Source organism: Bacillus sp. FSL M8-0025, assembly GCF_037975475.1.
GTDB lineage: Bacteria > Bacillota > Bacilli > Bacillales > Bacillaceae > Bacillus > Bacillus subtilis.
Genome location: NZ_CP150258.1, coordinates 1,005,551 through 1,019,523, shown reverse-complemented (window position 1 = coordinate 1,019,523; position 13,973 = coordinate 1,005,551). Strand labels below are relative to the sequence as shown.

Below are 13,973 nucleotides of genomic sequence, written 5' to 3'. Positions count from 1 at the left end.
CTGTAATCAGTGCTGCTTTGTCGTTTTTTCAAAAATCTGCTCTAAATATTTGATTTTTTCGTCCGTGTAGTGCTCGAAGCGCTCATTGTACGATTTCGGATCTTTCGGATTCGCAAAATGCGTAATTTTCCCTGTATCCCGATCAATAAATTTACTAGCAGCGCCGCAGCCGATGCCAATAATCGTCTGCACCTCTTCCATAATCATAATGTTGTAGATGCTTTCTTGTCCCGGCAAAGAGTATCCGACGTTTTCAAGGTTTCCAAGAATGTTTTTCTGGCGGTATAAATAATAAGGCACGTACCCATGCTCTTTCGTCCAGGCTACCGCGTCTTCCATCATTTGAGAAACCTCTTCCCTGCCGGCAACTTTGTACTTATGCTTGTTTCTCGTCATTTCTGACGCCCGTTTAAATGAAAGAGTATGAACGGTAAGGGATTCCGGCATCAGTTTTTCTGTTTCTGAAAGACTGTGCCTGAACTCCTTCACGCCTTCCCCAGGCAAACCAATAATCAAGTCCATGTTAATATTATTCATGCCGTGCTGGCGTGACAGATGATATTTCTCAATGGTCTCTTCAACCGTATGGTGCCGCCCGATCGCCTTTAGCGTTTCGTTTTCGTAGGATTGCGGATTGATGCTGATCCGATCAATGTCATATTTGTTTAAAACGGCGAGTTTTTCTTCTGTAATCGTGTCAGGACGACCGGCCTCCACCGTAATCTCACGAATGTTTTTCACATCCGGGAAGGAGCGGACCATTTCTTCATACAGCAGATCCATCTCCTCCGCTGTAATGCTTGTCGGCGTCCCGCCGCCAAAGTAAATGGTTGTAACCTTAACATCATGCTCCTTCAGCCATTCACCGATTTTCTGCATTTCGTAATGCAGTCCCCATAGGAATGAGCCGACTCTGCCCGCCTGTCCTTGGATAGCGTACGCAGGGAATGTGCAATACGCGCATTTTGTCGGGCAGAACGGAATGCCGATATAAATGCTGACTTCATCCTTTACTCGGTACAAATCCGGCACTGCCGCCAGCTGACGGTCAACAATTTCCTGCATTAGCATGATTTTTTCATCATGAATTAAATAGTCTTTTTTCAACTCAGCATGCGCTTGCTCCTTGGACATTCCGCTTTGCAGTTTTTTATGAAGCAGCTTTGTGGGCCGGATTCCTGTGAGGATTCCCCACTTCTGCGTAATGCCCGTATGCGCCTGAAGAAGATTGAGATACACATAAGAAATTGTGTTTTTCACTTGCTTAAAAGCTTCTTTTTCAGTCATGCCGGGAGAAAAAATTTTTGTATGCTGTTCCTTTATGCCAGTTCCCTTCACTTCTCCCGAAACCGTCACATGCTCATCCGTTTGTGACAACGCTAAAGAAATGACAAAATCTGCGGGCTCCTCTCCGCCATACGCAAACTCGCACTCTTCATAAAACAAATTTGCAATATTTTGCAGAGGCCGATGCAGGCGGTCATCATGTATGCCTTCTATTTTAATTTGCAACTTCATCACCTAATTTATCAGATTCAAAACTTTCTTTAGTGTACAGAAATAAACTGCTAAAATCAATCCGGCAAAAAAGCCGCCGCACCTGTCAGGGCGCGAGCGGCTTTTTTACACACGTTTCATGTGGAACTTATCAAGAAATCCTTTTCGCTGCTGCATTCGAAAATATTCCTTCATCATATAAGCGACACCTTGCTCGTCATTGGACCTTGTAACCCAATCTGCCTTTCTCTTAATTTCCGGAACGGCATTCCCCATCGCTACCCCAAGACCGGCAAGTTCGATCATCGGCAGATCGTCATACTGATGCCCAATGGCCACGACATCATCCATACTCAGGCCTAACTCTGAAGCGACGAGGGCCAAACCCGCTTCCTTCGAGACACCTTTCGGGACGATATTCAGTTTCTCATCGTTTACGCGAATCACGTCCACCGCAGGGAAGGCTTTTGTAATCGTTTCTGTAATGTCATGCTGAATGTCGTGCTCCGTGTACACCTCGATGACGGGTGCACTCACCGGCTCATCCATGAGGAGATCGCTTAATGATTCAACGAACTGGACTGGATAAAAGATCGGGTCAGACGGATGAATGAGTGCTTTCCCCAATAAATTCGAATTCACCTTTTTCTTGTTTCCGATGGAATACTTTTCGTGAAGAAGCCGAATATTACATTGATAGCTCTCCAGCACTTGAACAATGTTAAAGGTATGATCATCAGAAATTCTTTTTTCAAAAAACGGGGCGTCAATTTTCTCAGCGATATATGCCCCGCTATGGGTGATCAGCTTGGCATCAAGCTTTAGCGATTTCGCTATTTTCTGTGCTGAGCGAAAATGACGATTGGTCACAAGTGTGACGTAAATCCCTTTTTTCTTTACATATTCAATCGCGTCTTTCGTTGCCTGATGAATCTTCCCGTTCGACCGAAGCAGCGCTCCATCTATATTTAAGGCAAGCAATTGTTTTGACACAGAGATGTCCCCCTCCTTGATGACTGTACTTGTGTATAGGATATGACCCTGTCTCTGTGTTTAGAACAACCTTTTCTTAAAGCAAAAAAAGCCTGGCTCAGCAGACTTTATGTATGGCTTGTTGATAGGATACGATCGAAGCAGCCATTCTCCCTAATATCGTTATTTCGATTTACGAAAAATCATGTATAAGGAACCCCTTGTTTGACCAATGATGCGCTCCGAACACTTACTCTCTGTTGCTTATCCCCTCTATATAACGGCATGATATGCGACCGTATCCATTTGAAATAGGTAAGTGTAGGCGCTTTCAATGTTATTATCTCAGTTTTCCTTTCCGATGACAAGGGTTTTTTTAACTAAAAAAAGTAACCAACTTTTGTATATCCGTGGTAGGATCAGTTGTTAATTTTTAGGACTATACACTTGATCCAGAACGTACATTCCCATACAATATAAATAATAAACGAAAAAGCGGTGTTTATATGGCTGATTTAAAAGAAATATATAATGAAGAACTGATATCTCAGTTGATCCATCATGTAAGGTCATCCTATCCTGATTTTAACAAAAACAGATTCTTGGATACATTACGGCTGGAGGACTGGCCTGAACTCACTTTAAAAGAGCGGATGCGCCGCGTGACAGTTTCTTTATACGAAACTTTGCCAAAACAATACGTTGAAGCGCTCACAATTTTACGGGATACAGCCCCTCATTTTAAAGGACTCAGCGGAATTTTATTTCCAGATTATGTGGAACAGTACGGGTTAGCGCATTGGGAAGAATCAATAAAGGCATTGGAATACTTTACGCAATATTCGACCTCAGAATTTGCTGTAAGGCCTTTTTTGCTGTTAGATCAAGAAAAGATGGTTGCACAATTGCTTGCATGGTCTGAGCATAAAAATGAACACGTGAGAAGACTTGCAAGCGAAGGCAGCAGGCCCCGCCTGCCATGGGGAAAATCGATACCGGCTTTGAAATCGGACCCTTCCCCCGTATTGCCGATCCTTGACAAGCTAATGCAGGACGAGTCCTTATATGTAAGGAAAAGCGTGGCCAACAACCTTAATGATATATCAAAAACGCATCCTCATTTACTGAGTAAAGTCGCAGATCAATGGTACGGAACACATCCCCATACAGACTGGATTATCAAACACGCCTATCGGACCTTATTAAAAAAGGGTGATAAACAGGCCTTAGCGCTTTTTGGTTATGAAAATGCTGATTCGATACAACTACATGATTTAACATGCCAGCCCAAACGTATAGTTATTGGCGAAAGCCTTGAATTTTCTTTCTATATTCATTCAGACAGGGATCAAAAAGTAAGAATTGAGTACGCAATTGATTTTGTAAAAGCAAGAGGCCAGCGTCATCAGAAAGTATTTAAAATAACAGAAACAAATATACGAAAAAACGAAACGAAATCATACACAAGAATCCAATCCTTTAAGGATTTAACCACCAGAAAGCATTACAAAGGAATTCATACATTATCAGTGATCATCAATGGGGAGGTAAAAGATTCATTGGATTTCCAAGTTTGCTGAATGAATAAAAAATCCCTTCTTATCCAAGAAGGGATTTTGCTGATTAGCCTTCAACACTGCCGTAAAGCTCTTCTAAAGGCTTCATAATGATTTTGTTCAATTCACCAATCAGCATGCTCATGCGCTGCTCCGCTTCCATCAGCTGAGAAATTTTTTCGTGCTGCTGTACAAGCGCAACTGTTTTTTGAGCCTGCGTCACTTCTTCTTGTGTAATCTCTTCTCCTGCCATTTGTTTTTGCTGGAGTCTAAGCTGTACATCACGGAAGTTTTCGAACATGCGCTTCGCTGATTCATCTGCGTTAACTTCGTCGTAAAGGTTTTTTAAACGGGTGAATTCTTCGCTCCCGCGTAATGCATTTTCCAGATCATACGCTACATCATAAAAATTAACAGCCATTGTAAATAGCTCCTTTCATCATTGCCGTTTGACATACCACTCCACTATAACAGACTATGGAGCTCCTTTCATTAATCAAAAACCATTTCTTCTTAAAAAAGGATGACAAACAATGCTTGAATCGCGCCTATAATTCCGCCGAGAAGGCCCCCCAAATAGGTAATCATTTTAAATTCTTTTTTTGAAATGGACAGCACCATTTCTTCAAGACGCTCCACCGGGAACTGATCCACCTGCTCCTTGACGATTTCCTCAAGACGCAACCGTTTTAAGACACTTTCAAGGTTGGACGAAATCCCTTCAAGCAATTTGTCTAACAGTGCCGGCAGCATTTGCTGGGTCAGCTCAGATTCATAGCGGACGGTAAGCGTGCCAATCGTATTGTCGAAGAAAGGGGCAGTCGAAAATGCTTGCAGCATTCTTCGTTTCAAACTGAAAATGAGCGCCTTTGCATTCCATTTTTCGTCTGCTTCATTAAACGTATACTCCCTCAGCTTGCCCCATTCGTTTTTTAAGAGATCAGAAAGCAATTTATTTGTTTCCTCATTGCGCAAGAATTTCAGCAGCTCCGGCAGCACGCGATCCGCAAGGCTTGAATTGCCAAGAAACATTTGCACCATGCTTCCAAGCATGCCGCGCTCTTTTAAAAAGTCATCAATCATATTGCCAAGACGGATTTTTCCTTCATCACTTTCAAAATAACGGACACTCCGTGACAATATATATCCTGAAATCATCGGAATTTTTTCCTCAAGCTTTTCCTGCACCTCTATAGGCACCAGCTCTTTTAACGATTGATCCCCGTATTGGCGGAAAAGCTCATTCAGCTTATCATCGGTCCAGCTGCTGATCCATGCATCAGCAGCTTTTTCTGGGCGCTTCATCCCGGCTTTTTCAAGCGCTTCTTTTACTGTCACTTCAGAAAGTGACAGCTTTTGAATCAGCTGTTCCCCCACGCGAAGAGCCTGCGTTTTGGCTGCATCAGAGACGAGCCGCTTTTTAATGCCTTCAGGGGTTAAGAGATGATTGACTACCATCAGTCCCATTTGTTTTGCAAGCTCATCTCGCCGTCTTGGAATCAGCCCGGGCGTAAAAGGAACTCGCTTCCCAAACAAATAGTACGCTTTATACGGCCTAAACAGCATTTGAATTGCTAAATGATTGGTCACCGCCCCAATGGCAGCGCCGATCACGATCATAAAAATAAAGGTTCCTGCAATACCCATTCCTATTCATCTTCCTCCATCTGTGCTTCAGCTTTTTTCATATAGATTATGTACCTATACGTATTATAGAGGCTCATGCAATCACTTAGCAAACGAGGAGACAAATTCCTGTTCTTAGAAAATCAGCTTGTTCTTTTGGAATAGGGCAAGGTGGAGAATCGTATTCTGTAAAGTAGAATACCGTCAGCTGCGTTCGTCTTACATGTATTTAGTGTAAAGCTGCGGACACCCGCCGGCAGCTTTTGAATAAAAGGGGGAGTCTCACCATGATAACACTCGGTTTTATGTCCTTATCCCGCCAGCATGAAGCGGATTATTCCGCAGAACTGGCCAAAAGAGCACCCGAATTCGGCATACGTTTCATCCGGTTTACACCATTTGATATTTCACCTGACACTTTGCGTGTCAAAGCATCGGTCTATCATTCGGCCAGCAGCACATGGAACGAAACTGAAATGGCGATTCCAGATTATATTTATGATCGCTGTTTTTACGGCAAGGATTCACATTCCCAAAAAGCAAAACCAATCGTTGAGTGGCTCAAAAAATATCCGAAAACGGAATTTATCGGGCGGGGTCTTCCCGATAAGTGGACCGTCCTTCACGATTTGCAGCAGCACTCTGTAATCAATCCCTATATTCCCGAAACGATAAAGGTGAGCCGCTACGAACAAATTCACTCCTTTTTATCCAAAGAAAAAGCCTGCATCCTTAAACCGGCATTTGGCGCGGGAGGCAGAGGCGTGATTCTTTTGAAGCTGGGCAAGAAAAACATCACTGCTACTTATCACATCGGAAAGGATAAGCAGACAAAAACGTTTTCCAACCAGACTTCTTTTAAAACATGGTGCAAAAAAGTGCTTCAGCATCAATATTTGCTTCAGCCTTACTTAAACATTCAAGATAAGGAACAATACCCTTGTGATATTCGTCTGTTTATGGAAAAAAACGAAGCAGGTGAATGGAATACAGTCGGAAAGGCAGTAAGACGCGGATACAAACACGGGCTGCTGGCCAATTTGTCAGGCGGATCTGATGCGCTGACATTTGACTCCTGGTTTGAAGATATACCGAAAAAACAGCAAGTGGTCTTACTAGATGATGTGTTTTCGATTACCCAATCGGTTCCGTATTATCTTGACGAGCGCTATGGGCCGTTGTTTGAACTCGGTCTTGATATATGTCTTGCTAAGGACGGGAGAATTTGGATTTTAGATATCAATTCCAAACCAGGCAGAAAGTCAATCCTGCGTGTCTCTCCCGAGCAAAAAGAACAGCTGTACACTTGTCCCCTAAAGCGCTGCCAATATCTGTTTTCTGAGCAAAGCCAGAAAGGAGTTCTTCCGCGTGAATCCTAAACGGTTTTTGATCGGCATAGACAAAACCAGTGAAAATACCCTGTTTCTGCCCTCTTCGCTGAAGCAAGACGGACTTTTGCATGCTGCATTCGGAACGAAGGTTGTCAGATGCCACGTTGCTTACAGACGGCATCTGGAACAAACCGTGCTTCTCTCTGAAAATCTGTTTCATGAGCTTTTGCTTCCCCACCGAAGCAGGGCAGATATACTGATTCATGATCATACAGTGCATATCGGGCCGTTAGTCGGCATCTTTACGGCAGGGTTTACTGTATCTCTTGAACGCCCATTTAAGGATCGTTCCCTCTTTTTTTCTAAGCTTGTCACGTTACACGAGCAAGCCGGGGGCTACTGCTTCGTTTTTGGCGCGCACCAAATCAATTGGGAGGAAGGCACGATTGAAGGCCTCCTTTACAGGGAAAACGGCTGGGAGAAAAAAATCGTTCCATTGCCGAACGTCGTTTATGACCGTTTGCCGAACCGAAAAATTGAAGATTCACTTCTCTTGCAACATACAAAAAAGAGGCTGATCGATGAATATCAGATCCCATGGTTTAATAAAACGTTTTTCAATAAATGGAACGTTCATCAATTGCTCGAAAAAGATCCAAGAACGGCACCCTTTTTGCCTAGATCCGAGCTGACACCGTCTGTGGAGCTGATTGATGAGCTCTGTGGCGCATACAAAAAAGTCTATATCAAACCGGCAAATGGAGCACTCGGCACCGGCATTTATCAGCTGACAAGAACAGATGGCGGCCTGACGGTAAAGCATACGAATGACGCCAAAACTTTTACATCAATTGATTATTCCGATGCCGCCTCATTCCTTGCAGAATTTCAAAAACATCACAACCCGTCCGACTTTCTCATTCAGCAAGGTGTTGATCTCATCGAATTTCAAGGCAAACCAGCGGATTTCCGTGTCCATACCAATAAAAACAGAAAAGGAAAATGGACAGTGACAGCAATCGCCGTAAAAATTTCCGGAAAGAACAGCATTACAACACATCTTTCTAACGGCGGCACTGTAAAGACACTTGCGGAAGTATACGATGATCCCGCTGAAAGAGTTGAGGTCATTAAAAAGCTTTCTGCAGCGGCACTGACTGCAAGCCATGTCCTTCATGATCATATCGAGGGATTTATCGGGGAGATTGGTTTCGATTTTGGCATTGATCAGAACGGTAAAGTATGGATGTTTGAAGCGAATTCGCGCCCGGGCCGAAGCATTTTTTCTCATCCAAATTTGCATCATGTTGATTCTCTTACAAAACGAAGAAGTTTTGAATACGCGTCATATTTATCTGAGAAGGCAATCACATCTCCTGAAGCATTGTGGCCTTCGTAACCTGTCCGCTTTTTTAATAAAGCGGGCTTATCTTTATCCAAAGCTGGGACAAACTGCATATTTAGGCCTCTTCAATGATGTTCTGAAACAATGATACAATGAACATAAGCCGTTTTTATTTAGGTCAATTGATACCAAATGTAAGGAGCGTGGCCGTAATGATTTCTCATTTCAGCTGGAAACCTTTGTTCCCAAAAGAAAAGCTGCCCGGATGGAAAATTTCATTTTATTATAAAGGGACCCATTATGAAGGCATCTATCATAAGAGCGGTGAGATTGAATGGGGAGACTTGTTTCCCGCCCGCGCTGACGAGCCTGCTCTTACAAACGAGATACATGAACTGATGCTTTTTCATATTTATGACTAGCTTAGCCTAAACGGCTAAGCTTTTTTTATTTCTCAAGATTTACCACACAATTCTCCGCATGAGTTTCCGGCCATTTTAACATAATACTAGTAACAAGCCGACAAGCATTGGGTTACGCCGAGGGGCAGTGACACCCGAGAAGGGTCCACAGACTGGTGCAACTCCAGTTAACCCAACCATACTAAATAAAAAGGAGATTTTACACATGGCTAACCAAAACTCTTCAAATGACTTACTAGTTCCTGGCGCAGCTCAGGCTATCGATCAAATGAAACTTGAAATCGCTTCTGAATTCGGCGTTAACCTTGGAGCGGACACAACTTCTCGCGCTAACGGTTCTGTCGGAGGAGAAATCACAAAACGTTTAGTATCTTTCGCTCAGCAGCAAATGGGCGGCAGAGTTCAATAACAATTCAATATATGGCTATAGAGGGCGCGGTTTCTGCGCTCTCTTTATTTTGTCACCCTTTTTTCCTGCTCCACATATCCTAGAAAAAAAGGGAGGGAATCGGGGTGTCATTCATCACCATTGTGAATTGGGAGCTGGTTCAGTTCGTAAGTGTATCCATGATTCATGAATATGTTTCCCATCGTTCTGTTTATTTGTACAGGTATTCTTTCCCGCGCTGTTCAAACTGAGAACATCCTTTTATAATGAAAGGCGAGGAGGTTTTTTGATGAAAATCGCTTTATTAGGAGCCAGCGGCCGAGTCGGACAAGCCTTTTTAACACAAGCTGCAGCAGATGAAAGATTTGATATTTTCGCTCTGATCAGATCTCAACATGCTGATTTTCCCCTTTCAAAAGACAGAACCATCATGGGGAACGCCCGCCGCTTAGAAGATGTGAAAAAAATAATGGAGAATGCTGAAATCGTGATCAGCTGTCTAGGCACAGATGGTGATGATACCTTGTCAACTGCTATGGCACACATTCTCTCCGCTATGGAGGAACAGCATATCAAACGGCTTATTACGATCGGCACCGCAGGGATCCTAGATTCCCGATATGAACCGGGAAAATACCGATTTGAAACAAATGAATCGAAACGAAAGCAGACCCGCGCAGCCAAGGAGCATGCAAAAGTATACGAAATGCTTAAAGAATCATCATTAGACTGGACAATCATCTGCCCCACTTACCTCCCGGACGGAACAGCAATCGGCGTATATCGTACGGAGCGTAACGTTTTGCCTGAGGGCGGCACAAGCATTTCGGTCGGCGATACTGCGGACTTTTTATATCGTGAGCTCGTTACAGGTGAGTATGTCGGATACCGTGTCGGACTGGCTTATTGACTACATAAACCAAAAACCCAAAACACGATTGTTTTGGGTTTTTGAGCGTTATGCAATGGAATGTTTCTGTCCCTTTTGCAGTTCATACATTTGATAATATTGGCCTTCTAATGCCATCAGTTCCTCGTGGTTCCCTTTTTCAACAATTTCTCCTTTATCAAGAACCAAAATCTGATCAGCATTTCTGATTGTTGAAAGCCGGTGAGCGATGACGAAGGTGGTGCGTCCTTGTTTGACGACATCAAGCGCCTTCTGGATCACGGCCTCTGTCTCTGTATCAATATGCGCCGTTGCCTCATCTAAAATCAAGATCGCGGGATCAAACGCCAAAGCTCTTGCGAAAGAAATTAACTGCCGCTCTCCAGAGGATAGCGTGCTGCCTTTTTCAATCACGGGCTCATTAATGCCCTTCGGAAGCTTCTTAAGAAGAGGCTCAGCACCGACTTGCCGCAGTGCATTTTTTATTTCTTCTTCAGTCATTCTTTCGTCATCCAGACTTACGTTAGATCCGATTGTACCCGAGAATAAGTACGGGTCCTGAAGCACAATACCCATATGGGATCTGAGTTCCTGTCTTGACATGTTGTAAATGCTTTTTCCATCAATTAAGACATCACCTTTTTGCGCATCATAAAAACGAAACAGAAGATTCAAAATCGAGCTTTTTCCTGATCCGGTATGGCCGACGAGCGCTACGGTTTCGCCTTTTTGCGCAGTAAAGGAAATATGCTTTAATACCTCTTCACCTTCTTGATACGCAAATGACACATCACGAAATTCAACCCGCCCCAGCGCGCGCTCCTTCGCCGGTTCACCCGCTTCTTCCGTATTCTTTTCTTCAAGCAGTTCAAAAACACGCCCGGCGGAGACCCTTGCAAGCTCCAGCTTTGAAAACTGATTGACGATGCCTGTGATCGGCTGAAATAACCGGTTCAAATAATCGACAAACGCGTACAGCACACCGATAGAAACAATCCCCGCCGCATTCAGGCTCGCACCGCCAAAATGCCAGATCAGACAGACGAACGCAAGATTGCGGATGACATTGACCAGATTATGGGACATTAAGGAGTTTAAATTCAGCATCCTGTTTTGGAAATAAAAATGTGATTCATTTAATTCCTCAAATTCTCTCATTGTTTCCTTTTGATGGCGGAAAGCCTGAATAATGGTCATGCCTTGAATTGACTCATTCATTTTTGCGTTAATGTCACTGTTGATCGAGCGGATTTTTTGGTTGTAATATGACGCATATCTCCGGTATATGACCGACCACAGCCAGATAATCGGCACAATTGCCAGACATACAAACGCAAGCTTCACATCAAGCAGAAACAAAGCCGTGAATATCCCGAACATATAGATTCCGCTTGTCACAAATGTTGAAAGCACTGTGACATATAAATCCCTAATAGCCTCCGTATCATTGGTAATCCGCGCAACGACTTTTCCGGCCGGAAGGTTGTCAAAATAGCGAATCGGCATTTTCTGTATATGCGAAAACACGTCCTGCCTCATCTTTTGAATAATCCGATTGGCGCTCATCTGCAGCAGATAATGCTGTCCGTATTGAAAGAATACCGAAAACACAAGCAAGCCCCCATACAGGCAGATCAGTAACACCATTCCCTTTATTTCCGGCTGATAGAACTGGAAAAGTTCCTGCTTAGTCAGCTTTTCGGCAGCATATGCCCGGCTCTTGTCTCCGTTTGTGATCGTCAGCTTCCCGTCAGAAACCGTTCTATTCCCGTCGAAGCTGACAGCCTGATCAACAAAATAGAACGCCATTCCCACTTGATAAATATGCGCTTCTTTTGCTTTTGAAACAGGCTCCTGCAATCGGTCCTCTCTGACATATGAGACGCCGTGAAACTGAACGGCATTTTTATCTTTTTCCGCAGCTTCATACCATGTTTTCTCAATGCCGAGGATATGGTCGTCTATCATTTTTTTGCCAATAAAGGGCCCAGTCAGTTCTGCACCGACGGCAACAGTTAGCAAAAGGACGGCTGTGATCAGCAATTTTCGATAAAGAAGTGCGTATCTCCATAACGTTTTTCCTATTTTCATGCCCCTGCTCCCCCTTCTTCCGCAGTGAACAGCTGCTGTCTTTCATATTGTTCCCGGTACCACCCATTATTGGCCAGCAGTTCTTGATGCGTGCCTCTCTCAGCAATGACGCCGCCGTCCATCACAAGGATCAGGTCAGCGTGCTCTACCGCGGATAATCGGTGTGTCAAAATAAATGTCGTTTTTCCTTTGCGGTTTTCTCTGATGTTCTTGATAATTGCAGCCTCTGTTTTGGCATCTACAGCGGAAAGTGAATCATCCAGAATCAAGATTTCCGGATTCGCCATGAGTGCTCTCGCAATCGAAATTCTTTGTTTCTGCCCGCCTGACAGTGCCACGCCTTTTTCACCGACCATTGTCTCCAGACCGGACGGAAGCATGTGCAAATCTTTTTCAAAATGTGCTTCGGCAATGGCTTGCTGAACCTCTTTATCAGTTGCATCCTGTTTTCCGTATAAAATATTTTCTTTTACAGTCCGTGAAAACAGTAAATGATCCTGCGGCACATATCCGATCCATCCGCGGAGCTGGTCAAGAGGGATTTGCTGAATCGGTACGCCTGAAAATGTAATGCTCCCTTCACCTGGAGGATACTGGCGCAAAAGCTGCTTAATAATTGTCGTTTTTCCGCTCCCGGTTTTACCGGCAATCCCGACAGTCTGCCCTTTTCGCACCGTAAATGAAATATCCTGAAGATTGTCACTTGTTGAGCTTGGATATGTAAAGCTGACATGACTGAAAACGATATCTCCAGGCTCTTTAAGATCAGCGGGCTGTTTTGGATCTGTCACATCCGTTTCATAAGAAAGAGTTTCATTTACCCGGTCTAATGACGCATTGCCGCGCTGCATCACGTTAATGAGTTCACCGATTGCAAACATCGGCCAAATCATCATGCCGAGATAAACGTTAAAGGACACTAACTCTCCAAGCGTCAGCTCGTTCCGGAATACAAGAAACGCTCCGTAGCCGAGCCCAATCAGATAGCTTGCGCCGACAAGCAGTTTTACCGTCGGCTCAAACAGTGAATCAATAAAAGCCACTTTCATATTTTTCTGATAAACATCAGCGGTCATTTCATTAAACCGGCGAACATCGTTTGTTTCCTGAACATACGCGCGAATCACCCGCACGCCTGAAACAGATTCCAGCACTCTGTCATTCAGCGCCCCGAACGCGTTTTGGGCCTCAGTAAACCGCTCATGAATTTTACTTCCATATAGACTGATTGCAATCGCCATGACTGGAAGCGGGATAATGGCGGCAAAGGTCAGCTTCCAGCTGATCAAAAACCCCATTGTCAAAAAGATCGTCATCATAAACATCGTAGAATCAACTAACGTCAAGATGCCAAACCCTGTGGTTAAACTGACGGCCTGAAGATCATTTGTCCCTCGTGCCATTAAATCGCCTGTTCGGTTTTTTTCATAAAACGGCGGCGACATAGTCAGCAAATGCCCCATCAGCTTCGTACGAAGAATTTTCTCCATCAGATTCGCTCCGCCAAACAGCTGATGCATCCAAAAATAAGACATGATATACACGGCCGCCGTCAGCACAAAAAAGATACCGATATAAAACAGCAGCCCTTCCGCAGTAAATGCCCCTGCTTTCATATCATCTATGGCGTTCCCCAAGAGCTTAGGCGGAAACATTTCAATGACATTGACTGCTAATAAAAGGACAATCGCAATCGTATAGCGCAGCCAGTACGCCTTAAAAAACCAGCCAAGCTTTTTCAAAACTGAAAACATCTATCCCCATCTCCTCATCAGCCGCCTTCTATTTTTTCCTTGCAGCTTTTTTCATCCAGTTTGGCACGAACTGCCCTCGCCTCTGTATTTGTCTTCACATCC

13 protein-coding genes are annotated in these 13,973 nt (G+C 44.0%); 7 read left to right on the top strand and 6 right to left on the bottom strand.

The window, feature by feature from the left end; all coding sequences use genetic code 11:
• Positions 1–6 precede the first annotated feature (6 nt).
• Together MKX38_RS05270 and MKX38_RS05265 are read right to left on the bottom strand one after the other, a co-directional pair.
• Complete coding sequence (locus MKX38_RS05270; protein ID WP_339188867.1) at positions 7–1,512, bottom strand: coproporphyrinogen III oxidase; 1,506 nt, start codon at positions 1,510–1,512, stop codon at positions 7–9.
• A gap of 111 nt (positions 1,513–1,623) precedes the next feature.
• A complete protein-coding gene (locus MKX38_RS05265) occupies positions 1,624–2,490 on the bottom strand; it encodes a Cof-type HAD-IIB family hydrolase (protein ID WP_003233277.1) in 867 nt (288 codons plus the stop codon).
• 485 nt (positions 2,491–2,975) lie between these two features.
• Between MKX38_RS05265 and MKX38_RS05260 the strand changes: the two genes are divergently transcribed.
• Complete coding sequence (locus MKX38_RS05260; protein WP_277737031.1) at positions 2,976–4,049, top strand: DNA alkylation repair protein; 1,074 nt, start codon at positions 2,976–2,978, stop codon at positions 4,047–4,049.
• 43 nt (positions 4,050–4,092) lie between these two features.
• Here MKX38_RS05260 and MKX38_RS05255 read toward each other — a convergent pair whose 3' ends face one another.
• Positions 4,093–4,446 (bottom strand): YlbF family regulator, encoded by a 354-nt coding sequence (locus MKX38_RS05255; protein WP_003224239.1) that lies wholly within the window; start codon positions 4,444–4,446, stop codon positions 4,093–4,095.
• Between the two features lie 92 nt (positions 4,447–4,538).
• The gene (locus MKX38_RS05250; protein ID WP_033883048.1) at positions 4,539–5,672 is read right to left on the bottom strand and encodes a DUF445 domain-containing protein; all 1,134 of its coding nucleotides are present in this window, start codon (positions 5,670–5,672) and stop codon (positions 4,539–4,541) included.
• A gap of 266 nt (positions 5,673–5,938) precedes the next feature.
• On the opposite strand from MKX38_RS05250, the gene spaC reads away from it, so the two are divergent.
• The 6 genes from spaC (at position 5,939) to MKX38_RS05220 (ending at position 10,047) form a co-directional block, all read left to right on the top strand.
• A complete protein-coding gene (gene spaC, locus MKX38_RS05245) occupies positions 5,939–7,030 on the top strand; it encodes a spore coat associated protein SpaC (RefSeq protein ID WP_003245845.1) in 1,092 nt (363 codons plus the stop codon).
• The gene (gene yheD, locus MKX38_RS05240; RefSeq protein ID WP_003245015.1) at positions 7,020–8,381 is read left to right on the top strand and encodes a spore coat associated protein YheD; all 1,362 of its coding nucleotides are present in this window, start codon (positions 7,020–7,022) and stop codon (positions 8,379–8,381) included. The genes spaC and yheD overlap by 11 nt, the downstream gene beginning before the upstream one ends.
• A gap of 149 nt (positions 8,382–8,530) precedes the next feature.
• The gene (locus MKX38_RS05235; RefSeq protein WP_010886462.1) at positions 8,531–8,749 is read left to right on the top strand and encodes a YheE family protein; all 219 of its coding nucleotides are present in this window, start codon (positions 8,531–8,533) and stop codon (positions 8,747–8,749) included.
• A gap of 205 nt (positions 8,750–8,954) precedes the next feature.
• Entirely contained in the window at positions 8,955–9,158 is a 204-nt protein-coding gene (gene sspB, locus MKX38_RS05230; RefSeq protein WP_003233287.1) for a beta type acid-soluble spore protein SspB, read from the top strand.
• Positions 9,159–9,262: 104 nt separating this feature from the next.
• The gene (locus tag MKX38_RS05225; RefSeq protein ID WP_003245136.1) at positions 9,263–9,388 is read left to right on the top strand and encodes a hypothetical protein; all 126 of its coding nucleotides are present in this window, start codon (positions 9,263–9,265) and stop codon (positions 9,386–9,388) included.
• A 38-nt stretch (positions 9,389–9,426) separates the two neighbouring features.
• Positions 9,427–10,047, top strand: coding sequence for an SDR family oxidoreductase (locus MKX38_RS05220; RefSeq protein ID WP_144482619.1), 621 nt, complete (start codon positions 9,427–9,429; stop codon positions 10,045–10,047).
• A 48-nt stretch (positions 10,048–10,095) separates the two neighbouring features.
• Here the strand turns inward: MKX38_RS05220 and bmrD are convergent, their stop codons facing one another.
• Positions 10,096–12,117: a multidrug resistance ABC transporter ATP-binding protein/permease BmrD gene (gene bmrD / locus MKX38_RS05215; protein WP_167408017.1), complete on the bottom strand. Its 2,022-nt coding sequence runs from the start codon at positions 12,115–12,117 to the stop codon at positions 10,096–10,098.
• A complete protein-coding gene (gene bmrC / locus MKX38_RS05210; RefSeq protein ID WP_273797432.1) occupies positions 12,114–13,871 on the bottom strand; it encodes a multidrug ABC transporter ATP-binding protein BmrC in 1,758 nt (585 codons plus the stop codon). The genes bmrD and bmrC overlap by 4 nt, the downstream gene beginning before the upstream one ends.
• Between the last annotated feature and the right edge of the window lie 102 nt (positions 13,872–13,973).